24 protein-coding genes are annotated in these 25,649 nt (G+C 61.9%); 10 read left to right on the top strand and 14 right to left on the bottom strand.

All coding sequences use genetic code 11. The features are described 5' to 3' along the window. Positions 1–23: 23 nt before the first annotated feature. Positions 24–401, top strand: a complete 378-nt coding sequence (locus ACPWMG_RS17325) for a nuclear transport factor 2 family protein (protein ID WP_483300727.1) — start codon at positions 24–26, stop codon at positions 399–401. Between the two features lie 21 nt (positions 402–422). Here ACPWMG_RS17325 and ACPWMG_RS17320 read toward each other — a convergent pair whose 3' ends face one another. Together ACPWMG_RS17320 and ACPWMG_RS17315 are read right to left on the bottom strand one after the other, a co-directional pair. Next, positions 423–926 carry a nucleoside deaminase gene (locus tag ACPWMG_RS17320; protein WP_483300726.1) on the bottom strand — a complete coding sequence of 168 codons (504 nt, stop codon included), beginning with the start codon at positions 924–926 and terminating at the stop codon, positions 423–425. After that, on the bottom strand, positions 923–1,963 hold the full coding sequence (locus ACPWMG_RS17315) for an ABC transporter substrate-binding protein (protein ID WP_483300725.1): 1,041 nt from the start codon (positions 1,961–1,963) through the stop codon (positions 923–925). Before ACPWMG_RS17315 ends, ACPWMG_RS17320 begins: the two co-directional genes overlap by 4 nt. A gap of 309 nt (positions 1,964–2,272) precedes the next feature. On the opposite strand from ACPWMG_RS17315, the gene ACPWMG_RS17310 reads away from it, so the two are divergent. Next, on the top strand, positions 2,273–3,352 hold the full coding sequence (locus ACPWMG_RS17310) for an aromatic ring-hydroxylating dioxygenase subunit alpha (RefSeq protein ID WP_483300724.1): 1,080 nt from the start codon (positions 2,273–2,275) through the stop codon (positions 3,350–3,352). Between the two features lie 547 nt (positions 3,353–3,899). Here ACPWMG_RS17310 and ACPWMG_RS17305 read toward each other — a convergent pair. The 5 genes from ACPWMG_RS17305 to ACPWMG_RS17285 form a co-directional block, all read right to left on the bottom strand. After that, positions 3,900–4,376, bottom strand: a complete 477-nt coding sequence (locus tag ACPWMG_RS17305) for a nucleoside deaminase (protein ID WP_483305279.1) — start codon at positions 4,374–4,376, stop codon at positions 3,900–3,902. A 13-nt stretch (positions 4,377–4,389) separates the two neighbouring features. Next, a complete protein-coding gene (locus ACPWMG_RS17300; RefSeq protein ID WP_483300723.1) occupies positions 4,390–5,160 on the bottom strand; it encodes an ABC transporter permease in 771 nt (256 codons plus the stop codon). A 15-nt stretch (positions 5,161–5,175) separates the two neighbouring features. Then, positions 5,176–6,024 carry an ABC transporter ATP-binding protein gene (locus ACPWMG_RS17295; RefSeq protein ID WP_483300722.1) on the bottom strand — a complete coding sequence of 283 codons (849 nt, stop codon included), beginning with the start codon at positions 6,022–6,024 and terminating at the stop codon, positions 5,176–5,178. A gap of 107 nt (positions 6,025–6,131) precedes the next feature. Beyond that, positions 6,132–7,175, bottom strand: coding sequence for an ABC transporter substrate-binding protein (locus ACPWMG_RS17290; protein ID WP_483300721.1), 1,044 nt, complete (start codon positions 7,173–7,175; stop codon positions 6,132–6,134). Positions 7,176–7,358: 183 nt separating this feature from the next. Continuing rightward, on the bottom strand, positions 7,359–9,662 hold the full coding sequence (locus ACPWMG_RS17285; protein ID WP_483300720.1) for an NADP-dependent malic enzyme: 2,304 nt from the start codon (positions 9,660–9,662) through the stop codon (positions 7,359–7,361). A 358-nt stretch (positions 9,663–10,020) separates the two neighbouring features. On the opposite strand from ACPWMG_RS17285, the gene ACPWMG_RS17280 reads away from it, so the two are divergent. Continuing rightward, a complete protein-coding gene (locus ACPWMG_RS17280) occupies positions 10,021–11,307 on the top strand; it encodes an OmpP1/FadL family transporter (RefSeq protein ID WP_483300719.1) in 1,287 nt (428 codons plus the stop codon). Positions 11,308–11,503: 196 nt separating this feature from the next. Here the strand turns inward: ACPWMG_RS17280 and ACPWMG_RS17275 are convergent, their stop codons facing one another. The 4 genes from ACPWMG_RS17275 to ACPWMG_RS17260 form a co-directional block, all read right to left on the bottom strand. Then, complete coding sequence (locus ACPWMG_RS17275; RefSeq protein WP_483300717.1) at positions 11,504–12,727, bottom strand: M20 family metallopeptidase; 1,224 nt, start codon at positions 12,725–12,727, stop codon at positions 11,504–11,506. 26 nt (positions 12,728–12,753) lie between these two features. Then, positions 12,754–14,574 carry a 2-oxo-4-hydroxy-4-carboxy-5-ureidoimidazoline decarboxylase gene (gene uraD / locus ACPWMG_RS17270; RefSeq protein WP_483300716.1) on the bottom strand — a complete coding sequence of 607 codons (1,821 nt, stop codon included), beginning with the start codon at positions 14,572–14,574 and terminating at the stop codon, positions 12,754–12,756. Positions 14,575–14,587: 13 nt separating this feature from the next. After that, on the bottom strand, positions 14,588–15,529 hold the full coding sequence (gene puuE / locus ACPWMG_RS17265; protein WP_483300715.1) for an allantoinase PuuE: 942 nt from the start codon (positions 15,527–15,529) through the stop codon (positions 14,588–14,590). A 109-nt stretch (positions 15,530–15,638) separates the two neighbouring features. Further along, on the bottom strand, positions 15,639–16,319 hold the full coding sequence (locus ACPWMG_RS17260; RefSeq protein ID WP_483300714.1) for a GntR family transcriptional regulator: 681 nt from the start codon (positions 16,317–16,319) through the stop codon (positions 15,639–15,641). 82 nt (positions 16,320–16,401) lie between these two features. Here ACPWMG_RS17260 and uraH point away from each other — a divergent pair, with 82 nt between their 5' ends. Further along, complete coding sequence (gene uraH, locus ACPWMG_RS17255) at positions 16,402–16,752, top strand: hydroxyisourate hydrolase (RefSeq protein WP_483300713.1); 351 nt, start codon at positions 16,402–16,404, stop codon at positions 16,750–16,752. A gap of 101 nt (positions 16,753–16,853) precedes the next feature. Next, positions 16,854–17,840, top strand: coding sequence for a tripartite tricarboxylate transporter substrate binding protein (locus tag ACPWMG_RS17250; RefSeq protein WP_483300712.1), 987 nt, complete (start codon positions 16,854–16,856; stop codon positions 17,838–17,840). A 45-nt stretch (positions 17,841–17,885) separates the two neighbouring features. Here the strand turns inward: ACPWMG_RS17250 and ACPWMG_RS17245 are convergent, their stop codons facing one another. After that, positions 17,886–18,428 (bottom strand): hypothetical protein, encoded by a 543-nt coding sequence (locus ACPWMG_RS17245; RefSeq protein WP_483300711.1) that lies wholly within the window; start codon positions 18,426–18,428, stop codon positions 17,886–17,888. A 126-nt stretch (positions 18,429–18,554) separates the two neighbouring features. On the opposite strand from ACPWMG_RS17245, the gene xdhC reads away from it, so the two are divergent. From xdhC to ACPWMG_RS17230, 3 genes are all read left to right on the top strand, one after another. Continuing rightward, positions 18,555–19,376 carry a xanthine dehydrogenase accessory protein XdhC gene (gene xdhC / locus ACPWMG_RS17240; RefSeq protein WP_483300710.1) on the top strand — a complete coding sequence of 274 codons (822 nt, stop codon included), beginning with the start codon at positions 18,555–18,557 and terminating at the stop codon, positions 19,374–19,376. A gap of 215 nt (positions 19,377–19,591) precedes the next feature. Then, positions 19,592–20,800 carry a urate hydroxylase PuuD gene (locus tag ACPWMG_RS17235; RefSeq protein WP_483300709.1) on the top strand — a complete coding sequence of 403 codons (1,209 nt, stop codon included), beginning with the start codon at positions 19,592–19,594 and terminating at the stop codon, positions 20,798–20,800. Positions 20,801–20,899: 99 nt separating this feature from the next. Then, the gene (locus tag ACPWMG_RS17230) at positions 20,900–22,438 is read left to right on the top strand and encodes a methyl-accepting chemotaxis protein (RefSeq protein ID WP_483300708.1); all 1,539 of its coding nucleotides are present in this window, start codon (positions 20,900–20,902) and stop codon (positions 22,436–22,438) included. A 63-nt stretch (positions 22,439–22,501) separates the two neighbouring features. On the opposite strand, the gene ACPWMG_RS17225 is transcribed toward ACPWMG_RS17230, so the two are convergent. Then, the gene (locus ACPWMG_RS17225) at positions 22,502–23,620 is read right to left on the bottom strand and encodes a DNA alkylation repair protein (protein ID WP_483300706.1); all 1,119 of its coding nucleotides are present in this window, start codon (positions 23,618–23,620) and stop codon (positions 22,502–22,504) included. A gap of 138 nt (positions 23,621–23,758) precedes the next feature. Here ACPWMG_RS17225 and ACPWMG_RS17220 point away from each other — a divergent pair, with 138 nt between their 5' ends. Together ACPWMG_RS17220 and ACPWMG_RS17215 are read left to right on the top strand one after the other, a co-directional pair. Further along, positions 23,759–24,388 (top strand): DUF1294 domain-containing protein, encoded by a 630-nt coding sequence (locus tag ACPWMG_RS17220; protein ID WP_483300704.1) that lies wholly within the window; start codon positions 23,759–23,761, stop codon positions 24,386–24,388. Positions 24,389–24,458: 70 nt separating this feature from the next. Continuing rightward, positions 24,459–24,887, top strand: coding sequence for a GNAT family N-acetyltransferase (locus ACPWMG_RS17215; protein WP_483300703.1), 429 nt, complete (start codon positions 24,459–24,461; stop codon positions 24,885–24,887). Between the two features lie 92 nt (positions 24,888–24,979). Here ACPWMG_RS17215 and ACPWMG_RS17210 read toward each other — a convergent pair whose 3' ends face one another. Continuing rightward, a complete protein-coding gene (locus tag ACPWMG_RS17210) occupies positions 24,980–25,564 on the bottom strand; it encodes a TetR/AcrR family transcriptional regulator (RefSeq protein WP_483300702.1) in 585 nt (194 codons plus the stop codon). Positions 25,565–25,649: the final 85 nt, after the last annotated feature.

Raw genomic sequence — 25,649 nt, 5'->3', positions numbered from 1 at the left:
CCCCAACCTTAGAAAGCCAAGCCATGTCTGAATCCAACAAAGCCCTGGTCATTGAAGTACTGCAGTCGGTCTTTGTGCGCCGCGACACCAGCATTGTTGAAACGCGTTTTGCCAAAGACTACGTGCAGCACAACCCGCTGATCCCCAACGGGCGCGATGCTATCCCGCCGATGGTTGCCGCATTGCCCGCAGACTTTCGCTACGAGATGGGTATGGTCGTCGCCCAAGGCGACTTGGTGATGGCGCACGGCCGCTACATCGGCTGGGGTCCCAAGCCCTTGGTTGCGGTCGACATTTTTCGTGTTGTTGATGGCAAGCTCGTGGAGCACTGGGACGTGATGCAGGAAGAAGTGCCTGCATCCGCCTCGGCCAACGGTAACGCGATGTTTGCCGCTGGCTGAGATCTTTATCCACATCCAGGCCTACACCTTCCAGAAGCCCCGGTGCGGCACGCTGGCTTCTTCCAGTAACGCCGGGCCAATGCATTCAATGGCGTGGGGCGATGCCGCAAATACGTCGCGGCACGAGAGTTCGGCATCGCGCTGCTCAGCGCGCTCGCCACGGAACACACGCAGACTCACCGCGTCAATGCCAAAGATCACACGGCGGATGTTCGACCAGAAGATCGCGCCCGCACACATCACACACGGCTCGCCAGACGAATACAGCGTGGCCTGGGCCAACACCTCGCGGCTCACTGTGGGGCTGACCAAGCGCACGGCATTGGTCTCGGCGTGGCCGGTGCAGTCGCCGGTCTCGGTGGTGTTGCAGTAGGCCTCGGCCAGTAGCGAGCCATCGGCGCCGATGATCACCGCGCCGAACGGCCGGTTGCCGCGTTCGCGCCCCGTGGCGGACCAGGCAATCGCTTGCCGCAGGTAGCGGCCGTCGGTCTCGTTCAGCGTCGCTTCGTCGATTTCCGTGCTCATGCTTTCACCATCCGTTCTACCTGTACGGGCAACATGCTGCGGTTGAACAGGCCCTCAACGCTAGGCCGGTTTTTCAGGCCAAACACTTCCACCACTTCATCGACCTGCTGCTCCAGCGTGAGCTTGCGCACGTCGCCCAGGCCATGGCTCAGCGTGTCTTGCGCGCCCACGTACTGTGCGGTGATTTTCCAGCGCTCGACTTCGAGCTTCTGATCCAGCATGCCTTCGCGTTGGTGCGCAGCGGCCACGGCAACGGCGGGGTTGGTGAAGGTCTCGACAATCGCGCGGTTCGTGGCGCGCAAGAAGGCTGCCACTACTTTCGGGTTTTGCTGGATCAGTTGGTTGCTGGCCAAAATGGCGTTGCCATACAGGTTCACACCAGCCTTGGAGTAGGGCAGTATCGACAACTCTTCCATCTTCACGCGCGAGAACAGCGACAGGGCCGAATCGTGGAAGTAGGTGGCGCCATCCACATCGCCGCGCACGATGACGTTGTCGCGTGCGCTGAAGTCGGTGGTCACCCAGTTGAAGTAGTCCGGCTTCACGCGCATCTTGCGCGCCACCATGGGCCAGGCGCGGCGTGTGGCTTCCACGGCGGCGGCACCCACGCGTTTGCCTTCCAGGCTTTGGAAGTCGCTGGTGATGCCGCGATCCTTGCGGCCAATGATCACAAACGGTGCGCGGTTGTAGTACTGGTACACCGCTTGCACCAAAGGCGTGCCGCCTTGTTGGGCGTGGAATTCGGCCAGCGAGCTGATATCGCCCAGGCCCATTTGGTAAGCGCCACTGGCAATACGCGTGATGGAGGCGACCGAGCCTGAGCCCACGTCCAGCGTCACATCCAGCCCCTCATCCTTGTAGTAGCCCGCGCTCTGGGCGAGGAAGAGGGGCGCCACTTGGCCGTTGATGCGGAAGTCGAGTGTGAAGCGCAGTGGTGTGAGTTTGGGCGACGACTGGGCCCAAACGGCTGGCGCAGAAACGGAGGCGAGGGTAGTGGCGAGTGCGCTGGCACGGCCGAGAAAATGGCGGCGTTGCATGTGGGGTTGGCTCCAAATTGGACTCTTTGAAAAGCCAGTGCATCAAGCTGGTGCACCGGGGTTTCAAGAGCAATTTCCGGGCGGCCCCTCGTCGTGGGGCCAGGAGCCGCTGAACGCTTCTACTCTCGTGAAGCACGCCGGATGCACGATGCATGCCAGTGTTTTTTACCGTGGGTGTGTGATGATGGTGGCCCAACTTTTGCATAGAATTCGGCCTAGAGTAGAAGCGTTCACCTTCGCTGCCGATCTTTTTCAAAGGCGGCGCCGGCCGGAAATTGCTCTTGAGTTACCCAATTCAAGGAGCGCCCCATGCTGGTCACAAAACAACCCATCTTCCGCAAGTTCTGGCATGCCGTCATGCCGCTGGCCGACCTACAAAACGGCCCCAAGCCCTTCACCCTGCTGGGCGAAGACATCGTGGTGTTCATCGATGCCACGGGCCAACCCGCCGCCTTGCGCGACCGCTGCTGCCACCGCACCGCCAAGCTCTCCAAGGGCTGGTGTGTGAGCAGTGAAGGCCAAGCCTGCGGCACCGGCCACATCCAATGCGGCTACCACGGCTGGACCTACGACCGCAGTGGCCAGGTGGTGCGCATTCCGCAGTTCGAAGCCGACCGCAAAATCCCCGCCGACTACAAAACCACGGCCTACCACTGCACCGCGCGTTACGGCTATGCATGGGTGGCGTTGGAAGAACCGGTAGCCGACATTCCGGACATTCCCGAGTTCAGCGACCCGGCCTACCGCACCATCTTCCAATTCCACGAACGCTGGGCCACGAGCCCCATGCGCGCACTGGAAAACTCTTTCGACAACTCCCACTTCAGCTTTGTGCACCGTGCCACGTTTGGCGTGGCCGCATCGCCCAAACCCAGCCGCTACGAACTGGTGGAAAGTGACGCAGGCTTTTACGCCGAGACCATCATCGAAGCCGCCAACCCTGAGCGTTTCCAACGTATCAGCGGCGTGAAGGAAGCGATCACCACGCGGCACATGCGCAACGCGTATTTCCTGCCGTTCTCGCGCCGTCTGGACATCGAGTACCCCTCGGGCATTCGCCACATCATCATCAACTGCTTCACGCCGATTGACGACGGCAACATGCAGTTGTGCCAATGGCTGTTCCGCAACGACACCGAAGAAGATTGCCCGGCGCAGATGCTGATCGACTTTGACGAGGAGATCACGCGCGAGGACAAGGACATTTTGGAGTCGACCGATCCGGATGCGTTGGTGGATGTGCGGCGGCGTGGGGTGGAGTATTCGATGGAGTCGGATCGGCCGGGTATGTTGATTCGCAAGCGGTTGTTGGAGCTGCTGGTGAAGCATGGGGAGCAGGAGGTGTTTCGGGGAGCGTCCGCTCCTACGATCATGCTGAAGGCGGCTTAGTTGGGTGTTTGTTGGCGCTGTCGGCCGGGTCTCGCCCCGGCAGGCGACTAACTTCTTTTGCTTCGCCAAAAGAAGTCAGCAAGAAAAGGCGACCCCGCTATCTGCGTCCCCTCGCGGAGCGAGGGGCAACCTGCGCTGGACGGCTTTGGCGGGGTTTCGCTGGAACTCGCGTACCGCTCAGACAGCCAGCGAAACTGATCCCGCCAAAACCGCCCATCGCAGGCGCAGATAGAAGGGGTTGCGATACCAAATACCACCCGGCTCGTTTGCGCATCGCGGGCCGAGCGAAGCAATGGCCCGTTGGGCTTCAACTCCCGTCAGGCCGGGCCTGTGATGGGTGGGGTTGGTGGGATCAGGGCTGGTGGCTGTCTGAGCGGAACGCGAGTTCCACCAGACCCCCACCAACCCCACCCAGCGCAGGTTTGCCCTTCGCTCCGCGAAGGGTCACGGCATGGGGTCGCCTTCTCTTTGGTAACTTTCTCTTGGCGAACCAAGAGAAAGTTACTCGCCGCCGGGCGACTCCCGGCCAGCAGCGTTAATCGAAACCTCAGCGTTCCCGCCAAAAATCGAGGTGCAAGGCTGCAATCTCAGACTCAACCTCAGAAACCGGCCCCACCACCTCAATCGCCTTCTGCCCCCGCGCAAACACCTCCCGACAAGGCAAGTCCATCGTCGGATTTTCCGCATGGTTGCCCGTCAGCTCGAGCAATCGCTGCTCGGTCATCCCGTACACCACCCGCCCAATGTGCGCCCAATACTGTGTGCCCGCACACATCACGCAAGGCTCGGCTGTCGTGACCAACGTGCAGTGCCACAAATAGTCGGTGCTGTAGTTCAACGCGGCCGTGCGGGCCAGCACTGATTCCGCGTGGTTCACCGCATCCACGTTGCCCTGTTCGGCCAACACGGTTTCGCCATCTGGCGCCACCAGGATGGCGCCGAACGGATGGTGGCCCAAACCCATGGCGCGCTGCGCCACCTGGTTGGCGCGGCGCAGATGTTTTTCGATCTGCGCCTGGGTCAAGGGTGTGCGTTCTTCACTCACCTTGCGAGCCCCGGTGCGCCCAGCCCGTGGTGTGCTTTTCGATGTAGCTGAACAGCTCATACATCACCATCGCCATGGCGCCCACTACCACCAGACCGGCAAACGCCAGGCCCATCTGCATGGCCGAGCCGGCCGAGATCAGCAGGTAGCCAATGCCTTCGTTTGCGGCGGTCATCTCTGACACCGTGGTGCCGACGAAGGCCAGCGTGATGGCCACTTTGAGCGAGCCGAAGAAGTAGGGCATGGAGCGCGGCAGGCCTACCTTGACCAGCACGTCCCAACGCTTGGCGCCGAGCACACGCAACACGTCTTCCAGCTCGGGCTCCAACGTGGCCAGGCCGGTGGCAATGTTCACCATGATGGGGAAGAACGAGATCAAGAACGCCGTGAGGATGGCCGGGCCCACGCCAATGCCAAACCACACCACCAAGATGGGCACAAAGGCCGCCTTGGGCAGCGCGTTGAAGGCCGTCATCAGCGGGTAGACGGCGGCGTAAGCCAGGCGTGAACTGCCGATGACAAAGCCCAGCAACACGCCCACGACGATGGCCAAACCAAAGCCCGCCATCGTGACCCAGAAGGTGCGCCAGGCGTGGCCGGCGATGATCCATTTGAATTCAACGAACTGCGTCCAGATGCGCCAGGGGCTGGGAAAAATGAACTCCGAGACATTGAAGGCCGAGCAGACGATTTGCCACAGGATGATGAAGCCGACGAGCAAAATCCACGGCGACCAGCGTTCAATTTGTTTGGTGTTTTTCATGAGCGGGTCTTTTTCTTATTGGTTGATGACGGCGCCCGTTTTGCGCATGGCCCCGATGTGGCCGCGCAGCTCGAGCACGATGTCGGTGAACTCCTTGGTGTAGGTCACTTCCAGCTCGCGCGGGCGCGGCAGCTCGATCTCGCGGCGCACCACAAAGCGGCCAGGGCTCTTGCTCATCACGTACACGGTGTCGGCCAGGAATACACTTTCGCGCAGGTCGTGGGTGACCAGAATCACGTTGAATTGCTGTTCGGTCCACAGGTCGCGCAAGATGCACCACAACTCTTCGCGCGTGAATGCATCCAGCGCGCCAAACGGTTCGTCGAGCAGCAGCATCTTGGGCTCGTGGATGAGTGCGCGGCAAATGCTGGCGCGTTGCTGCATGCCGCCTGAGAGCTGCCATGGGAATTTGTCTTCATAACCACCCAGGCCGACCTTCTGCAGCAGCTTGCGTGCACGCTCTTCATACTCTTTGCGCTTGGCTTTGAAGTTGGAGCGGAAGGGCTCGACGATCTCCAGCGGCAACAGCACGTTTTGCACCGTGGTGCGCCAAGGCAGCAGCGACGGCGATTGAAACGCCATGCCGGATATTTTGAGCGGGCCGGTGACCGGCTGGCCGTCGATCAAGATCTTGCCCATCGACGGCATCTTCAAGCCCGTGGTGAGCTTCATGAAGGTGGACTTGCCGCAGCCCGAGGGGCCGACGATGGCGATGAATTCGCCCTGTTTCACCTTCAGGTCGATGGCTTCCACCGCGAAGTGGTTCTTGGCGAGCAACTCTTCGTTGTAGGCGAGCCAGACGTCGCGGAAATCTACAAAGGGTGCAGAAGGTACTGCAGAGAGAGCGTTGGCGTTTTCTTGCATGGTGGGAGACGGGTGGACCGGGCGGCGCCGTGCGCGCCAGAAGTCCGGTCATTCAAAATCGAAGCGCAGCACGCCGGTGCGCGTGCTGCAGAGAATGCGCCGCGAACTTACTTCTTGGCTTGCAGAATGTTCAGCTCAGCAGCAGTCGGCAAGAACGAGCCGTTCCAGATGGTGCTGGCGTCCACACGCGTCTTGGTGGCAAACGCGTCAGACACTTGCGAGGCCATCAGCGACAAGCGGCCTTGGTTGATCTGGCCAAAGCCTTCGGCGCGTGCGTTCGGGCTGTTGACCACGGTGTCGATGGCCATTTGCAGGCGGCGCGTTTCCAGCGCCACGTTGATGATGCCGTCGCGTGCCTTCACGTCTTCAATGGCGGCAGCGGGTTTGGCCATCACGTCCTTGGCGCCTTTGGTGAAGGCTTTCAAGAAGGCTTTGACGGCTTCTGGGTTTTCTTTCAGGAACTTGGGCGAGGCGATGATGGCGTTGCCGTACAGCTTCACGCCGTAGTCGGGGTAGGGCAACACCACCACATCTTCGGCCTTCACGCCACGCGCTTCCAGGTTCAGCAACGAGGTGAAGGTGAAGCCGGTGATGGCGTCGATGTCGCCGCGCACCAGCATGGTTTCGCGCAGGGGTGGGTCCATGGCGGTCCACTGCACGGTGCCCACTTTGTTCGCCTTGGCGAAGATCGGGAATGCGCGGCGGCCCGCATCAAACACCGGGGCGCCGAGCTTCTTGCCGGCCAGGTCGGCAGGCGACTTGATGCCCGACTTCTTCAGCGCCATGACGGACGCTGGTGTGTCGTTGTAGACCATCATGATGGCCACGGGCTTGTTCGGCGCGTCGGGGTTGTTGGCGTGGAACTCCATCAGCGCGGCCATGTCGGCAAAGCCCATGTCGTAAGCACCCGAGGCCACGCGCGTGACGGTGCCACCCGAGCCGTTGCCGGCGTCGATGGTGACGTCGAGCTTCACATCCTTGAAGTAACCCTTGGCGGCTGGCGTGACGAAGAAGGCGGCGGGGCCTTCAAAACGCCAGTCGAGTTGGAACTTGACCGGCACCGTTTGCGCGTGTGCAGAAGTGATGCTCAGGGCGGCGGTAAGGGCGGCCGCGACGGACAGGGTGGTCTGCAGGAATGCACGTTTGCGCATGGGTTCTCCAACGTAGGTTAATGTTGCCAGTTGTAAAGCAATATTGGTGCCTAAGTTGTTGGGGCAAGCCCCATGGCGGTGCGCAAAAGAAAACCACCCCGAAGCCCGGACCAATCCGGTGCAGCGAGGTGGTGAACTTGGTGCGCGACCACCGTCGCGCCCAGGTTTCAGTGGCTTGTTTCTTTAGCGAAACGTCGCGGCATCGGCCACGGCCAGCGCCGTCATGTTGACGACGCGGCGCACGGTGGCCGAAGGCGTGAGCACGTGGGCCGAAGCGGCCGCGCCGAGCAGGATAGGGCCGACGGTCACGCCCTTGCCTACGGTGACCTTGAGCACGTTGAACAAGATGTTGGCTGCGTCTAGGTTGGGGCAGATCAGCACGTTGGCCGAGCCGTGCAGCGTGCTGTCGAGCAGGGTGGCCGAGCGCACGTCTTCAGACAGTGCCGAATCGCCTTGCAGTTCGCCATCACATTCGATGTCCGGTGCCATCTTCACAAACAGGTCGCGGGCCTGGCGCATTTTCACGGCCGAGCGGCGCGACGACGAACCATAGTTGGAGTGCGACAAGAAGGCCACCTTGGGCGGCAGGCCAAAGCGCGTGACTTCTTCTGCGGCCATCAGGGCAATGCTTGCCAGTTCTTCGGCTGTGGGGTCTTCGTTGACGTAGGTGTCGGCGATGAACAGCGTGTGGCGGTCGAGCATGAGTGCGTTCAATGCGGCCAGGCCGGGCGCATCTTTGCGCAGGCCGATGATGTCGCGCACGTGCTGCAGGTGGTTGTCGTAGCGGCCTACCAAGCCACACAACATGGCGTCGGCGTCGCCCAACTTGACCATCAATGCGGCGATGGTGGTGTTGGAGCGGCGCACCGCGCTCTTGGCGGCTTCCTGGCTCACGCCGTCGCGGCCCTTGATCTGGTGGTAAGTTTCCCAGTATTGGCGGAAGCGTGGATCGTCTTCAGGGTTGACCACTTCGACGTCGCGGCCGATCTGCAGGCGCAGGCCGGCTTTGGCGATGCGTGCTTCGATCACGGCGGGGCGGCCGATGAGGATAGGGCGGGCCAGGTTTTCGTCCACGGCCACTTGTGCGGCGCGCAGGGCGCGTTCGTCTTCACCTTCGGCGTAGGCCACGCGTTTGGCACCAGCGGCGACGTTCTTCGCAGCGCTGAACACCGGGCTCATGAACATGCCGGTTTGGTAGACGAAGCGCGACAGCGCCTGGCGGTACGCGTCCATGTCCAGGATGGGGCGCGTGGCCACACCCGAGGCTGCAGCGGCTTCGGCCACGGCGGGGGCGATGCGCAAAATCAGGCGCGAGTCAAAAGGCGTGGGGATCAGGTAGTCGCTACCGAACACCAGCTCTTTGCCGGAGTAAGCGGCGGCCACTTCTTCGCTGATGTCGGCCTTGGCCAAGTCGGCAATTTGGCGCACGCAGGCAAGCTTCATTTCCTCGGTGATCTTGGTGGCGCCGCAATCGAGCGCGCCACGGAAGATGTACGGGAAGCACAACACGTTGTTGACCTGGTTCGGGTAGTCCGAGCGGCCGGTGGCAATGATGCAGTCCGGGCGCACGGCCTTGGCCAGCTCTGGGCGAATTTCGGGTTCGGGGTTGGCCAGCGCCAGGATGATGGGCTTGGGGCCCATGGTCTTGACCATGTCTTGCGTCAACACACCAGCGGCCGAGCAGCCGAGGAACACGTCTGCACCGTCGACCACGTCGGCCAGCGTGCGGGCAGAGGTGTCTTGTGCGTACTTGGCCTTGGAGGCATCAAAGCCACCGGGGCGGCCTTGGTAGATCACGCCCTTGGAGTCCACGGCGTAGACGTTCTCGCGCTTCACGCCCAGGCCCACCATCACGTCCAGGCAGGCGATGGCTGCAGCGCCTGCGCCCGATACGGCGATCTTCACGTTGCCGATGTCTTTGCCCACCAGTTCCAGGCCGTTCAGCAGGGCTGCGGCGGAGATGATGGCGGTGCCGTGCTGGTCGTCATGGAACACCGGAATGTTCATACGCTCGCGCAGTTTTTGTTCGATGTAGAAACACTCAGGCGCCTTGATGTCTTCAAGGTTCACGCCGCCCAGCGTGGGCTCCATGGCCGCAATGATCTCAACCAGCTTGTCAGGGTCGTTTTCGGCGAGTTCGATGTCGAATACGTCGACACCGGCAAATTTCTTGAACAGGCAGCCTTTGCCCTCCATCACCGGCTTGGACGCCAGCGGGCCGATGTTGCCCAGGCCCAGCACCGCAGTGCCATTGGTGATCACGCCCACCAGGTTGCCGCGCGAGGTGTATTCGGCCGCAAGGGAGGGGTCGCGCTCGATGTCGAGGCAAGGGTAGGCGACGCCTGGCGAGTAGGCCAGCGACAGATCGCGTTGGTTCGACAGGGGCTTGGTCGGGGTGACCGAAATCTTGCCGCGGGTCGGGCTGCTGTGGTATTCACGCGCGGCATCGCGCAGTGCCAATTCGGCGGGTGACAACTTATCGCTCATTTTTTTCTCCTCGGGATTGGCGCGAACCTAGAAGCCTACTCCAAGCTTACGGCTTACGTGCGCGCGGGCGGCTGAAGTATCGCAGTTTGCGTAGGCACTTACCCTGGATTGACGGGATGAATTTTGTCGATTTCATGGCTCTGCCGACTTGGCTCCGCGACTTGTCAATCTCTGTGAAACAAAGTGCGCTGAGTGCGGCTTGGTTGTCTCATCGGTGGCACATGGGCGGGCCAGCTGTTCCGCATGTGACGCTGATGGCGGGTCCTCGCGCTATATGGCGTCACTTCATTGCTAAAGTGCAAAGTTGTTGTTGCAACTTGGACACACGACAGCTTTATCTACTGACTCAGGAGACACGATGAAAACCCACAATATCAAACATCTATCGGCCCTCATTGCCGCACTTTTTGCAGGCAGCGCAGGTGCTGCGGGCTTCCAACTGCTGGAGCAAAACGCCAGTGGCATTGGCAATGCCTATGCCGGTTCTGCCGCCGTGGCCGAGAACGCCAGCACCATCTTCTTCAACCCCGCCGGCATGACCGAGCTGAAAGACCGCGAGTTCTCGCTGGGCGCAACGGCCATCAAGCCCAGCTTCAAGTTCCAGAACCAGGGCTCTTCGGTGGGCACGCTGGGCACCGCAGGCTCGGGCGGCGACGCAGGCAACGTGGGTGTGGCACCCAACGCCTACCTGTCGTGGAAGCTGCAGGACGGCCTGTACGGTGGTATTGGCTTTAGCGCGCCGTTTGGTTCCAAGACCGAATACGACGCGCCTTGGACGGGCAGCGCACAGTCGAACAAGTTCGACGTCAAGACCTACAACATCAACCCATCGATCGCCTGGAAGGCCAGCGATGCGGTGTCGCTGGGTTTTGGCCTGAACTGGCAACGCCTCACGGCCGACTACACGCGCCAACTGGCGGTCGTACCCACCGTGCCACCAGGCATTCCCGGTGCCACGCCACTGTCGCTGAGCATTGACGACAGCGCCTGGGGTTGGAACGTGGGCGGCTTGTTCAAGCTCTCGCCCGCCACCAAGCTTGGCGTGTCTTACCGCTCGAAGATCAAGTACGACCTGACGGGCACGCTGGCCGGCGGCAGCCCTTCGGCCGCTGTGAACGCCGCCATTGCCGCTAACGTCAAGGCCAATGTGACCTTGCCTGACACCTTCATCGCCAGCGTGGCGCACCAGCTCAACCCGAGCTGGGAGTTGCTGGGCGACGTGTCGTGGACCGGCTGGAGCAGCATTCCCAAGATCGATATCGTGCGCACTTCGGGCGCGGCTGCCGGCACCGTGGCACAGACCTTGGACACCGCGTTCCGCGACACCTGGCGCGTGGCGGTGGGCGCCAACTACAAGTACAACGATGCCTGGAAGTTCAAGTACGGTGTGGCGTATGACCAGACCCCCGTGAAGGGCGCCACCACGCGCCTGGCTTCGCTGCCGGACAACAACCGCATCTGGTTGTCGACTGGCGCGCAGTGGAAGCTCACGCAAACCTCTACCCTGGACTTCGGCTTGGCCTACCTGTACCTGAAAGACGCACAGATCCAGAACAACCAGGCCGCCGCCGGCCGTGGCGCCTTGAACGGCACCTACAAGGACAGCGGCTGGGTCATGGGCTTGCAGTACTCGCAAAGCTTCTGATCGGTACGGCCTTGCCTTCAACCGTATAACTTCGTTGGTTCGCCTTGCCGTGCTACAGCACTGTCTTCGGCTTCCCGCCTTGTTATCCGGCTGAATGCAAACCCGTACGGGTCATCGCGCGGACGCGTCCGCGCTGGGATGAAAAAAAGCCCTGAACCGCTCGCGCGGCTCAGGGCTTTTTCTATACGCGATTGATTTACGCCAGCAAGTCGCGCAGCGTGCGTGCGATCACCTTGGTGGCGCGGCGCAGGTCTTCGAGGTCAAGGCGTTCGTCGGCGCGTTTGGCGTGGGATTCGAGCACCGTGCGCGGGCCCGCACCGTAGATCACGCCGGGAATGCCGGCTTCGGCGTACAGGCGCACGTCGGTGTAGAGGGGCGTGCCCATGGCGGGAATGGGTTCGCCGAACAAGGCCTCGCCGTGTTTCTGAATCGCGTCCACCAAAGGCTTGTTGCCCGCCAGTGGCTTCATCGAATGGGCCAGCAACATGCGCTTGATGTCGATGGTGATGCCGGCCACTTCGGCGGCCGCCTTGGCGATGACGTCGCGGATATTGGCTTCCACTTCCACCGGGTTTTCTTCGGGGATCATGCGGCGGTCGAGCTTGAAGCTCACCGTGCCGGGCACCACGTTGGTGTTGGTGCCGCCTTGGATCAGTCCGACGTTGAGATAGGGGTGGTTGATGCCTTCGACGCCAGAAGTGACCTTCTTGTACAACTGGTTCTGTGCGTAGAGCGCGTTGAGGATGTGCACCGCCCCTTGCAGGGCGTCCACGCCGGATTCAGGAATGGCGGCATGCGCCATCTTGCCGTGCACGGTGACTTCCATCTGCAGGCAGCCGTTGTGCGCGGTGACCACTTGGTACGAGAAGCCGGCGGCAATCATCAAGTCGGGCTTGGTGTGTTTGTGCTTCAGCAGCCAGCCGGGGCCGACTTCGCCACCAAACTCTTCGTCGTAGGTGAAGTGCAGTTCCACGCCACCATTGAGCTTGGCACCCAGCGACTCAAGCGCGCGCACGGCAAAGGTGAAGCTGGAGAAGTCTGACTTGCTGACCGCTGTGGCGCGGCCGAACATCTTGCCGTCGGCAATTTCGGCGCCGTAGGGCGGGTGGGTCCAGCCGTCGCCGGGGGGCACCACATCGCCGTGGGCGTTCAAGGCGACCACGCGGCCTGGGCCGTAGTGGCGGCGCACGATCAGGTTGGTCACGCTTTCCATGCCCACGGCTTTGACTTCAGCGGCGGGCACGGCAAATTTTTCGGCCTGGAAGTCAAAGCCGGCCAGCAGCTCTGCCGTGCGCTCGGCGTGGGGCGCGTTGTTGCCGGGCGGCGTGTCGGTGGGCACGCGCACCAGTTGCTGCAGGAAGCCCACCTGTTCGTCGAAATGGGCGTCGATCCAGGCGTCGAGTTTGTCGTAATCGGTCATGTGTCTAAGAGGCTATTGGGTCGCAATTAGCTGGCAGTTGGTGGGCAAATGGGCGCGGGCGGATTGGCGGCCAGCGCATGCATGAGGTGGAGGAAAGCGTCCACGGCGAGCTGTATGTCGTCGTTGGTGCTGCTCTCCAAGGGGTTGTGGCTGATGCCGGAATTCAAGCCGCGCACAAACAGCATGGCTTGCGGCATCACCTTGTGCAGCTTCATGGCGTCATGGCCGGCGCCGCTGGGCAGGCGGAACAGCGGCACGCCCAGGGCCGCCACGGCGTCTTCCCAGCGCTGTTGCCAGGCTGGGGCGCTGGGTGCGGCCGAGGCCAGCTCGGTCTGCTCGGTGGTGAAGCGCAGGCCACGGCGTTCGCAGATGGCGGCCAGTTGGGCCAGCACGTCGCGTACCAGTGCATCGCGCTGTTCGTTGTTGGGCGCGCGCATGTCCAGGCTGAACACACAGCGGCCAGGCACCACGTTGATGGAGCCGCCGGGGATGTTCAAGATGCCGATGGTGCCCACCGAATCACCGTCTTGTGCGGCGCGCTGTTCCATATAGAGCGCCAGTTCGGCCACGGCGCTGGCGGCGTCGCGGCGGCTGTTCATTGGCGTGGTGCCGGCATGGCTGGCGGTGCCGATCACTTCGCACATGTAGCGTGCGTTGCCGTTGATGGAGGTGACGATGCCCAGGGGCAAGTCCAGCTCGTTCAACACCGGGCCTTGTTCGATGTGCACTTCCACAAACCCGAGATAGCGGGTCACGTCGCGCTGCAGTGCGGCAATGCCTTCCAGCGTGCCGGGGTGGCCGGCGTGCTGCATGGCTTCACGCATGGTGATGCCGTCGGCATCTTTCTGGTCGAGCCAGGCGGGTTTGAAGTCGCCAATCAAGGCGCCCGAGCCGAGGAACGTGGCCTTGTAGCGCTGGCCTTCTTCTTCGGCAAAACCCACTACTTCCAGGCCGTAAGGCAGGCGTTTGCCCGCAACGGCCAGTTGCTGCACGCAGGCCATGGGCACATAGATACCCAGGCGGCCGTCGTATTTGCCGCCGTTGCGCACGGTGTCATAGTGGCTGCCGGTCAGCAGGTAGGGCGCGTCGGTGCTGGCGCCAAAGTAGCGGCCCACCACGTTGCCTACGGCGTCGATCTCTACGCTGTCGAAGCCGCTGTTGTGCATGTCGGCTGCAATTTGTGCGGCGCAGGCGCGGTGCGCATCGGTCAGGTAGGTGACGGTGAGCTGGCCCTTCTCGGCAAAGCCGGGGTCGCTGTGTACGCTTAAAGCTTCTTGCCAGTCCCACACCTGGTTGCCCAGCGTGGGTTCAAAGCCGAACATGTCGTTCAAGCGGATTTCGGCGATGCGGTGGATGTTGCGCAGCGCTTCGGCCAGCTCAAAGTCGGGGTGGTTCAGCAGGCGGCGCGCAAAGGTGTCGAGGATCTCGCGCTTGCGCAGGCCCTGGCTGCGTGGGCCACGCACGGCCAGCACAAACGGGAAGCCAAACTTGGCGGCGTAGTCGGCATTCAGTTGCTGAATTTGCGCCAGCTCTTCAGGCGTGCAGGCGGTGAGGCCGGCCTTGGTTTGTTCGTTGGTCGACTCGGCCGTCAGGCTGTCGGTCTGCATGGCCTTGCCGGCGAGCTCGGGGTGGGCGCAAACCAGCGCGACTTTGGCGGCGCGGTCAGCGGCGGCCAGCACCTGCACCATTTGGTGCTTGAAGTGCGCCAGCGACTGGAACGGCCGCGCGGCCAAGGCCTGCTCGGCAATCCACGGCGAGTGTTCGTACAGGCCGTTCAACCACTGCGAGGCCTGGGCCAGCGGGGCGGCGTTGAGTTGCTCCAGCGTCAAGGGGGGGCGGGTGCTCATGATTTGCTCACTCTCATGGCTTCGCCTGAAACGGGTGCACCTTCTGCCAGTGCTCGGCCACGTCGATGCGGCGGCAGATCCAGACCTTCTCGTGGCTCTGCACGTAGTCTAGAAACTTCTGCAGCGCGCCAAAGCGGCCGGGCTTGCCCAGCACGCGGCAGTGCATGCCGATGCTCATCATCTTCGGTGCGGTGTCGCCTTCGGCGTACAACACGTCGAAGGTGTCCTTCAGGTAGGTGAGGAACTGGTCGCCATTGTGGAAGCCTTGCACCTGCACAAAGCGCATGTCGTTGGTGTCCAGCGAGTAGGGCACGACCAAGTGCGGCTCTTTGCTGCCGTCGCTCTTGGTGACTTCTTGCCAGAAGGGCAGGTCGTCGCCGTAGTTGTCGCTGTCGTAGGTGTAGCCGCCTTTGTCAACCAGCAGGCGGCGCGTGTTCGGGCTGTCGCGGCCGGTGTACCAGCCCTTGGGCCATTGGCCGCCGGTCAGCTCTTTGATGATGTTGTGGCCGATTTCCATGTGCTCGCGCTCCACGGATTCAGGCAGGTTCTGGTAGTGGATCCAGCGCCAGCCGTGGCAGGCGATTTCGTGGCCGAGGTCGGTGAAGGCCTTCACCAATTCGGGGTAGCGCTGCAGCGCCATCGACACCCCAAACACGGTGAGCGGCAGGTTGCGGCGTTCGAACTCACGCAAGATGCGCCACACGCCGGCACGCGAGCCGTACTCGTACATCGACTCGATGGTCATGTGCCGATCGGGGAAGGCTTGCGCGTTGATCAACTCCGAGAGAAAGGTCTCGGAAGTCGGGTCACCGTGCAGCACGCAGTTTTCGCCGCCTTCTTCGTAGTTGAGGACAAACTGCACCGCAATGCGCGCCTGGTTGGGCCATTGGGCGTGCGGCACATCGCGACCGTAACCCTTGAGGTCGCGGTCATAAGGAGGGGTTACGTCAGGCATAAATGAATGGGGACCGGGAGCGAAGGTTTGGCCGTCGATCCAGGTCCCTTAAAGAGAGTGAACTAAGAGTGAACTTGCGAACTAGCGGTCATTCATCCGCAAGCACAGATCAGGCCAAGGCCATGGCGATGTCGTTGCTTGGCACCTTGCGGTCGAAGGTCAGGCTGGATTCGATCTTGCGCAGATGGTCTTCCATCAATTGCACCGCACGCGCTTCGTCTTTGGCGGCAATGGCCTTGACGATGTCGTCGTGTTCTTCAGCGCCGATTTCTTGGGCGCTTTCGGTTTGGTACATCAGGGTGATGAGTGAGCAGCGTGAGAGCAGCTCCACCATCATCTGCACCAGCACTTCGTTCTCCAACAGTTGTGCCATGCGCACATGGAAGTCGGCTTGCACTTCAGAGCGGCCCAGAGCGTCCTTGTCTTTGAGCGCAGCCTTCTCTTGCACCAGGTGGTCTTTCAAAGCCTTGATACGGCCGGGGGTGGCTTCACGCACAAAGGCGCGCGTCATCTCGGCTTCCAGCATGCGGCGCACGGCGAAAACTTGGCGTGCTTCGGCCACCGTAGGCGCGGCCACAAAAGCGCCGCGTGCGGGCTCCAGACGGATCAAACGGTTTTGCGACAATTGAAAAAGAGCCTGCCGTACCAGCGTGCGCGAAACGCCGAAATGGTCGGCCAGTTTTTGTTCCGCGAGTTTGGTGCCGGGGTGCAGGCGATGCTCGACAATGGCTTTTGTCAAAGCATCGACGATGGTATTGGTGTTGGTGGAAGTTGGGTTGAATGAGTCCATGGAGGCTGATGATAATCCAATCTACTGGCGCTGTATACAAATTTGTTTCATCGTATGTTACTATTTTTCGTCAAGGATTCCAATGGGACTGAGCACACATGTTTTGGATACCATGCACGGCGGCCCGGCCGTTGGCATGGCCGGTGAGCTGTACACCACCGATGGTGAAAACACCAATTTGGTCAAACGGTTTGTACTCAATGCAGATGGCCGCACCGATGGTCCGCTGTATGACAACAGCACCCTGAAGAGCGGCACCTATAGGTTGGTGTTTGATGTGGCCAGCTACTTCCGCAGCCGTGGCGTGGTGTTGCCCGAGCCGAATTTCCTGAACAAGGTGAGCCTGGACTTTGGCGTGGCCGCGACCGACCAGCATTACCACGTGCCTTTGCTGGTGAGCCCTTGGAGCTACTCGACTTACCGCGGTAGCTAAGTCCAGCAATCCAGCCCGCCAACGGACGCTGGCCCGCGTCACGAAACTGTCATCCCGCTGTCGCACGATAGCGGGCTGTTGCAGCCTCACTCTCTCGTTTCATGAATCCACATCCAAATCGACGGTTGGCGCTTGCCATGGCAGCGGTAGCCGCTTCCAGCTTGGTCGCCAGCAAGGCCTCTGCGCAAAACTTTCCAGACCGCCCCGTCAAGATCATCGTGCCCTTTGCGCCCGGCGCCGGCACCGACGCCATGGCGCGCTTCATGGCGCAGAAGCTGGGTGAGGTGATGGGCGCCACCTTCGTGGTGGAAAACCGTGCCGGGGCCTCCGGTGCCATCGGCACGCAAGCCGTGGCCCAGGCCGCGCCTGATGGCTACACGCTGCTGCTGGTGGCATCGCCGTTCACCACCGTGGCCGCCGCGCTGCCCACCGCCAATTACGACCCGCTGCGCCAGTTCACCCCCGTGGGCATGATCGCCAGCGGCCCGCTGGTGTGGGCTACCAGCAGCTCTTCGTCGATCAAAGACATCAAGGGGCTGGTGCGCCAGGCCAAAGAAAAGCCGGGCGCGTTGAACTACGGCTCGGCCGGTGCGGGCGGTGTGAACCACCTGGTGCTGGAGTTGCTGAAGTCCAAGACCGGTACCTTCATCACGCACATTCCCTACCGTGGTGTGGCACCCGCCACCATGGACATGCTGGCCGGCAACATCCAGCTCATCACCGGCACCATCCCCGCGTTGCTGCCGTTCATCAAAGACGGCCGTGTGCGCCCGCTGGCCGTGACCAGTGCTAAACGCTCCAGCGCCTTGCCCGACGTGCCGAGCATGGCCGAAGTCGGCCTGGCCGGGGTGGACGTGGTGAATTACTTTGCGCTGATGGCGCCCGCCGGCACGCCGCCGGCCATCGTGACGCAGCTGAACGCCGCGCTCAACAAAACCGTGGTGCTGCCCGAGGTGACTGCGCGTTTCAAAATCGACGCGGTGGAAGCCGCGCCGGGTTCACCCGCGTTGCTGGGCCACTTCATCGAGGCCGACTACCGCGCCTGGCGCAACGTGGTGCGCACGCAGAACCTGCAGGTCACGGAGTAAATACCGCAAGCTTGCCGCCCCTCAAGCGGAGCATAACTTTCAGGGCTACAACTGCCCTTCGGTCAGCGTGTCCAGCTGGAACTGCCCGCTCTTGTCCCACAGCCACACATCGGTGTAGATCACCCGGCCCAAGCGCGCCGGCACGGGGTAGGGCGCGGCGGCGCGGGCGGTGCGTTCAATTTCCTTGACCACCTCAGGCGCGTGGCTGGGCGCACGCGACCATTGCAGGCGCGTGACCTGGCCACGGGCGTCAACACTGATGTCGAGCACCCCAATGGCGTAGAGATGCGCGGGCAGTTTGCCTTTGAAGATGCGGTCGGCGTTGTGTGCGTAGAGGTGGCGTGCGGCATCTTTGCGGTAGTCGCGTGGCGTGGTGGCCACAGAGGGCGGCGGCGGTGGCAAGGACTGCCCCGGCGCGGTGCTGCCGATGGGGGCCGATGGTGCGGTTGGGGCCACGGGTGTTGTGGCGGGGCCTGCCGGAGTCGATGGGCTACCGGCGCACCCGGCCAACAAGGCGGCGATGCTGGCGGTAGCGGCCAGGGCGGCGCTGCGGGCCCAGGTGGGGAACTGGAGTGTGGTCTTGGTCATCTGTAGAAAAAGCGGTGGGCTGGCGGTGGGCTGGCTCAGGTTCGTGTTTTGCGTCTATTGTGCCCGCGCGCAGGCATACTGCCGACATTGGCGGCCGCTTGACTTGGCCGGATCTCGGAATCGCGTGTGCACATCACAGACTTGTTTTTAACGCGCCTGGCCTCGGCGCCAGCGGTGCTCGTCAGCATTGAATCAACCCAGGGCTCGGTGCCGCGTGGCGCGGGCACCTGGATGGCGGTATTTGCCGATGGTCTGGTGGGCACGATAGGCGGTGGCCATCTCGAATTCAAAAGCGAGGCCCTGGCGCGCGACTGGCTGCTGGCCCAGCAGCGCAGCGAAAACCCGCCGCCGTTACCCGAACGTGAACGTATGGCTCTCGGCCCCAGCCTAGGGCAATGCTGTGGCGGTGTGGTGCAACTGCATTTTGAAGCCGTGACCGCTGCCGATGTGCCCGCGCTGCACCGCCGCTTGATGCCGCACTTTCGGCCGGTGGCACTGTTTGGCGGCGGGCATGTGGGCCACGCCTTGGCCCATGTTCTGGCGCCGTTGCCGTTTGCGTTGACCTGGATCGACAGCCGCGACGGCATCTTTCCCGAGACCGCGCCTGGCTACGCGCGCTGCGAACATTCCGACCCGGTGCAGGCGGCAGTGCCCGCGTTGGAGGCGGGCACCAAGGTGCTGATCATGAGCTTCAGCCATGCCGAGGACTTGGACATCGTGGCCGCTTGCCTGCTGCGCCAACGCATGCGCGGCGACCTGCCGTTCATTGGCCTCATCGGCAGCAAAACCAAATGGGCCACGTTCCGCAGTCGGCTGGCGCAGCGAGGTTTTACGGCTGAAGAGATGGCGCAGGTGACGTGCCCCATCGGTGTGCCTGGCATTGCCGGCAAAGAGCCCGAGGTGATTGCCGTGGCCGTGGCGGCACAGTTATTGCTCGACCGTGGATGACTCGTGGCTGATGTTCCACGGTTTTGTTGTCACTGATCGCCGCTCTACTTTCTGTGCATAGAATCAGCTCTTCAAAAATAACAGGCCGCAGCGGCGCAAGACTCTTAGCCGGGTCTTTTGGTCGCGGCCGAATTCTGCTCACAGTGCCCGCGGTGGTGAGCAGGTTGCCCGGCGTACCAGTCCCACGAGATATGGTGCGCCCTAAAGGTTGAGATATGGAAAGCTATTACCTCGACTGGGCCAACCTGCTGCTGCGCTGGCTTCACGTCATCACAGCCATCGCCTGGGTTGGCTCGTCGTTTTACTTCGTGTTTTTGGACAGCAGCCTCACGCCGCCCGAAGACGAAGATCTTAAAAAACAAGGCGTCAGCGGTGAGTTGTGGGCGTTGCACGGCGGCGGTTTCTACCACCCGGTGAAGTTCGCCGTGAAGCCGCCCAAGCTGCCCGGCCATCTGCATTGGTTCTACTGGGAAAGCTACAGCACCTGGCTCACGGGCTTCAGCCTGTTCACCGTGTCGTACCTGTGGAATGCCAGCACCTACCTGATCGATAAGTCGCTGATGGACTGGACGCCGGGTGCGGCCATCGGCGTGGCGCTGTCGTTCTTTGTGGTGTTCTGGATGCTGTACGACACCATCTGCCAAATCTTCGGCAAGCGCAAAAACGGCGACGCCATCGTCGGCGCTTTGGTGGCCGTGCTGGTGTGTTTTGCGGCCTGGCTGGCCTGCCACTGGTTCGCCGGGCGCGCCGCCTTCCTGCTGGTGGGCGCGATGATCGCCACCACCATGAGCGCCAACGTGTTCTTCTGGATCATTCCCGGCCAGCGCACCATGGTGAAGTGCATTGAAGAAGGCAAACCAGTCGACCCCATCCACGGCCAGCGCGGCAAACAACGCAGCGTGCACAACACCTACTTCACGCTGCCGGTGCTGTTCGCCATGCTGAGCAACCACTACAGCTTCACCTACAGCCATCCGCAGAACTGGTTGGTGCTGGTGTTGATGATGTTTGCGGGCGCGGCGATTCGCCAGTTCTTCGTGATGCGCCATGGCTATAAGCTCGGCCGCAATCGCCACCCCATTGGTTATGCCTTGGTCGGCGTGGCGGTGATCATCGGCACCATCGTCTGGATGCAACCCGCGCCGCAAGCGCCCGTGGTGGCCAGCGCTGCAGCGCCCGCTGCAGTAGGGTATGCCGAAGTGCAAAAGGTGCTGGAGCAGCGCTGCTACCAATGCCACGGCGCCCACCTGCAGATGAAGAACGTGCGGTTTGATTCGCCCGCCATGGTGAAGCAGCACGCCCAGCAAATCTACCAGCAGGCCGTGCTCACCAAGGTGATGCCGCTGAACAACGCCACCGGCATCACCGACGCCGAGCGCGCCTTGATCGGCCAGTGGTTCCAGGGCGGTGCCAAGACCGAATAGTCTTATCGGTCCGAAGGTTTGGGGTGTGCCGCCAAGGCAAGCTTACGTGTAGAGTGCAGGCATCTTTAATGGTTGCCTTGCCCTCACCAGGAGCTTGCCATGCTGAACCTCTCCATCCGCCACAAGATGCTGGCCTTCAGCTTGGCGGGGCTGGCTTTTGTGTTGCTGGTCGGTGGCATAGGCTACTTCACCGTCGGCATGCTGGCCGAGTCCACACACCACTTGAAGATCAGCGGCGATGCGGCCAAGAGCCACATGGAAGCCGACATGATGCACGACGCCTTGCGCGGCGATGCGCTCAGCGCCATGCTGGCCGGTACGCGCAAAGAGGCCGCGCAGCAACGCGTGGTGGAAGGCGAACTGGCCGAGCACACCAAGCAGTTTCGCGAGTCGATCGAAGCCTTGAACGGCTTGCACATCAACGATGAAGTGACCGCAGCCGTTACCAAGATTCGCCCCAAGCTCGATGCCTATACCAGCGCTGCGGCCGACGTGACGCGCCTGGCCTTCTCCGACCTTCCGGCCGCCGAGGCGCAGTTGCCCGGTTTCACCAAGGCCTTCAGTGCCTTGGAAGACGAGATGGAGGCGCTGGGCGAACTCATCACCAAACACGCTCAAGAGTCTGAGGAAGAAAGCGTGGCCATGGCGGCGACGGCTCGCACCACTATGCTGGTCACGGTGGTGGTGGCGGGTGTGCTGTTGCTGCTGATCGGCATGGTCACCAGCCGCAGCATTGTGGGCCCGCTAGACCGCGCTGTGGCCGTTACACGCAGGGTGGCGTCGGGTGACCTCAGCTCGCGCATTGTGGTGACGGGCGCCGGCGAAACCGCCGCGTTGTTGGCCTCGCTGCAAAGCATGAACGGCAGCCTGCTGGAGCTGGTGACCACAGTGCGCAACAGCTGCGTCAACATCGCCACCGGCTCATCTGAAATTGCCAGCGGCAGTGCCGACCTGAGCCACCGCACCGAAGAGCAAGCCAGCAGCCTGGAAGAAACCGCCGCGTCGATGGAGCAACTGACCGCCACCGTGCGCCAGAATGCCGACACCGCGCGCCAGGCCAGCGAAATGGCGGGCAGCGCGTCCAGCGCTGCGTCGGATGGCGGTGCGGTGATGGAGCGCGTCATCGCCACCATGGCTGAGATCTCCAACAGCTCGCACAAGATCGTCGACATCATTGGCGTGATCGACGGCATTGCCTTTCAAACCAACATCCTGGCGCTGAACGCGGCGGTGGAAGCCGCGCGTGCGGGCGAGCAGGGCCGTGGGTTTGCCGTGGTGGCCAGCGAAGTACGCGCCTTGGCGCAACGCAGCGCCGGGGCCGCGCGCGAGATCAAAACTTTGATCCACGATAGCGTGGGCAAAATCGACTCGGGCACCTCGCTGGTGGGCGACGCGGGCCAGTCGATGCGCGAACTGGTGGCCAAGGTGCAGCGTGTGAGTGTGCTCATCAACGAGATCAGCGCCGCCAGCGGCGAGCAAACCACCGGTCTCGACCAAGTGGGCTCTGCGGTGTCCACGCTCGACCAAGTGACCCAACAAAACGCCGCCCTGGTGGAAGAGAGCAGCGCCGCCGCCGAGAGCCTGCGCTTGCAGGCCGCGGAGTTGGAACGGGTGGTGGGGCAGTTCAAACTGCCGTAGCCCGCTGCTACGTTTGTTGTCGCTTCCTGCGCTTATGTGGTAAGCGTAAACGCCTGATTTTTCTTAAGCCTGTGGCAGCAGCTCGAAGCTTCCTAGCGGCTGCGCTTGCCCGTTCAGCACAGCCTCCACGCGGTGGGTGCCGGGGTAGTGTTTGCGTGTGGTCATCTCCGCCAACGACACGCGTTTGCCCACACGCACGGTCTCGTGTGGTTGCAGCTCCAGCGTCTTCAGCTTGAACACCTTGGGCCGCGCCTGGCCATTGGCCTTGATGTAGTGCACCGCAAAGTCCACCAGTACACGCTGCGGCGTGGCGGCGGTGTTGGTCACGTCGAAGCTGATGTTCAACGCCTCGCCAATGGCCGCGCGTGCCGGGGTGATGCTGGCTTGCGCCACACGCGCACTGGCCGCCGTACCAAAGCCCAGCACGGCCAGGGCGCCCGGCTCGGCGCGCTTCACCGCTGAACGCAACGCGTGCTGCACGATCCATTTGCGCTCGGCCGTGGCATCTTGCAACCAGGCGCGCGCGGTGTGCTCCAGCACGGTGGGGTGGTCTTTGCCAATGTCGTTCAGGTTGTTGGCGACCGAGCGGCGCACGTACAGCGCCGGGTCGTCCTTCAGCTTATCTAGCAGCGCGAGCACCGGCGTCGGGTCCTTTTGAAACGCGCGCAGCCGGCCCGCCCAGGGCAGGCGCGGGCGGCTGCCTTCCGACACCAGGCGGCGCACATGTTCACTCGGGTCTTGCGTCCACTCCGCCAGCCGCTTGAGCGTGGCTTCTGGGTGATGCTGCAGAAACGGCCGAATGCTGAACTCGGCGGTGAAGCGCTGCGTCAACGCGTGCTGCGCCGCCATCGACTCTTCAAAATGGCCGAGCCCAAACGTTGCCACAAACTGTGTGTGCGGCAAATACAAAAACGACCCGAGCGACAAGCCTTGCGCGCGGCCATGCGGTTGGTCGGCCGAGTCCAACAGAATCTGCACGGCCGTAGCGTAGTCAGCCGGCAAGTGGCGCTGCAAGGCGTTGGCAATGTGTTGGCCGCGCGGCATCAAGCCCAGTGCGTCGTAGCCGGTGAGAGCGTCTTTTAGAAACGCCTTGGCTGGGAAGCGCGGGTGCACTGCGGCGATCATTCCCGCAATCGCTTGGGGAACATCGGCGCCGTATTGGTCTTTGAGGGCTGTGGCCATAGAGTGTAGAAAGTGTGCGACGACGCGCGCTAGAAAATCGAAGCCTCTATCATGCACATCGTGCGGCGAACGACTGTAAGAACTCGCTTATCGCCCGTTGTTTTTTCAAGAACCTATCACCTTAAGACCGACCCATTCATGCGCTTTGAAGGCACGCTTAAAACCTGGCACGACGATCGCGGATTCGGCTTTATTGAGCCGACCCAGGGCGGGCAAGAAATCTTCGTCCACATCAAGGCGTTTGATCTGCGTGGGGCGCGTCCGCAAGAGCAACAGCGCGTGTCGTTTGAAGTCGAGTTGGGGCCACAAGGCAAGAAGCGCGCGAAGAACGTTATGTTGGTGCGTAAGGCTGCCGTCCGGCAGAATAAGCGGCAAAGCACTCGGCAAGTGTCTCTTGCCGAGTGGGGCGCCGCCGCTCGCCTGGCGATTCCAGCGTTTGTCTTGTTGGTTCTGGTGATCGCGGTGGTTTGGCGTGTACCGCCGGTGTTGCTGGTGGTCTACGGCGCGGCCAGTGTCCTCACTTTTCTTGCGTATGCTTTTGACAAGTCCGCAGCGCAACGCGGCGCTTGGCGCACGTCAGAAAAGAACCTGCATCTATTGGCTTTGGCAGGCGGTTGGCCCGGGGCCTTGCTGGCCCAGCAACTGCTGCGCCACAAGTCGAGCAAAGCGGAGTTTCGTTCGACGTTCTGGTTGACGGTTATCCTCAATGTGGCGGGGTTTGTTTGGCTTTGCTCGCCGTACGGACAGCCGTTGTTGTCAAGACTGTGACCTCTCTATGGCTGCGGCTGCAGGGTGAGGGCGGTTGCTACTTTCTGCAAAAGATCATCCAAGTTTGTCTATGACCGAATACGAAATCACCACCGACAAGACCCGTCTAGACGTTGCCGCCATCCATGCCTTCTTGAGCCAGACCTATTGGTCGCCAGGCATTCCCTTGGCCGTCGTCCAAAAGGCCATAGCCAACTCGTTGACGTTTGGTGTTTATCTCGGCGCAGAGCAAGTCGGCTTTGCGCGTGTGATCACCGACAAGACCACCTTTGCTTATCTGTCCGATGTCTACATTCTGGATGCGCACCGTGGCAAAGGCTTGTCTAAGCGTTTGCTCGCCACCATTCAAACGCACGAAGACTTGCAAGGTTTGCGGCGCTTCTTGTTGGCGACCAAAGATGCGCACGGTTTGTACGAGCAGTTTGGCTTCAAGCCGCTGCTCAACCCCACACGCATGATGGAAGTGTTGAACCCCAACGCCTACACATCAACGCCGTAAAGAGTCTTGCGCTTTTATCTTGGCACCCTTTAAGCCAATGGTGCAGATGCAGGTGCTCACGGGCGCTGCGCGACGACATTTGGGCTCGTTGTTTAGCCCAAGACCTTTTCCTCGGCGCCCTTCATGCAAGCGCCGACCAGCGCATGCACATGAGCAAGGCTGGTTTGAAAGGGTCCGAACAAGGTGCGGTAGATGATGGGAGCGACCACGCCGTCCATCACTGCATCCACCTCGGGCACGGCCTGGCCGCGTGCCACACCGCGTTCCAGAATCACCGCAATTTGGCTCGCCGTGTAGGCCGCGCACTGGCAGGGCACGGGCATTTCGCCCAGGCTGCTGCCGGCCAGCACATCGCGCAGCATGGCCTTGCCTACGTCTGAACTCATCTCCTCCAGATATTGTTCCGACCAGGCCACCAAGTCGCCCAACACCGTGCCGGTGTCTGCGGGCTCGGTGTCGCCGCGCATGTGATTGAGGGCCACGTCGGCCAGCAGTTCAGCCAAATCGCCCCAGCGGCGGTAGATGGTGGAGGGGGTAACGCCCGCGCGGGTGGCGATCAGTGGTACGGTCAGCGCTGTACGCCCCATTTCTTGGATGAGTTCGTGGGTCGCCTGGTGCACGGCCGACTGCACACGTGCGCTGCGCCCACCAGGGCGGGGGCCGGTTCTAGAGTTCATTTCGTGATACTAAAGCAAAAACATTGCTTTAGTGGTTTAATCGGCAAAAGCGAATAATTTGCTTTTGTTGAAAATTGGATTCTTT

Source organism: Hydrophilobacter chitinilyticus, from assembly GCF_049860745.1.
Lineage (GTDB): Bacteria > Pseudomonadota > Gammaproteobacteria > Burkholderiales > Burkholderiaceae_C > Rhodoferax_B.
This window is presented reverse-complemented; position numbering and strand designations above follow the sequence as displayed.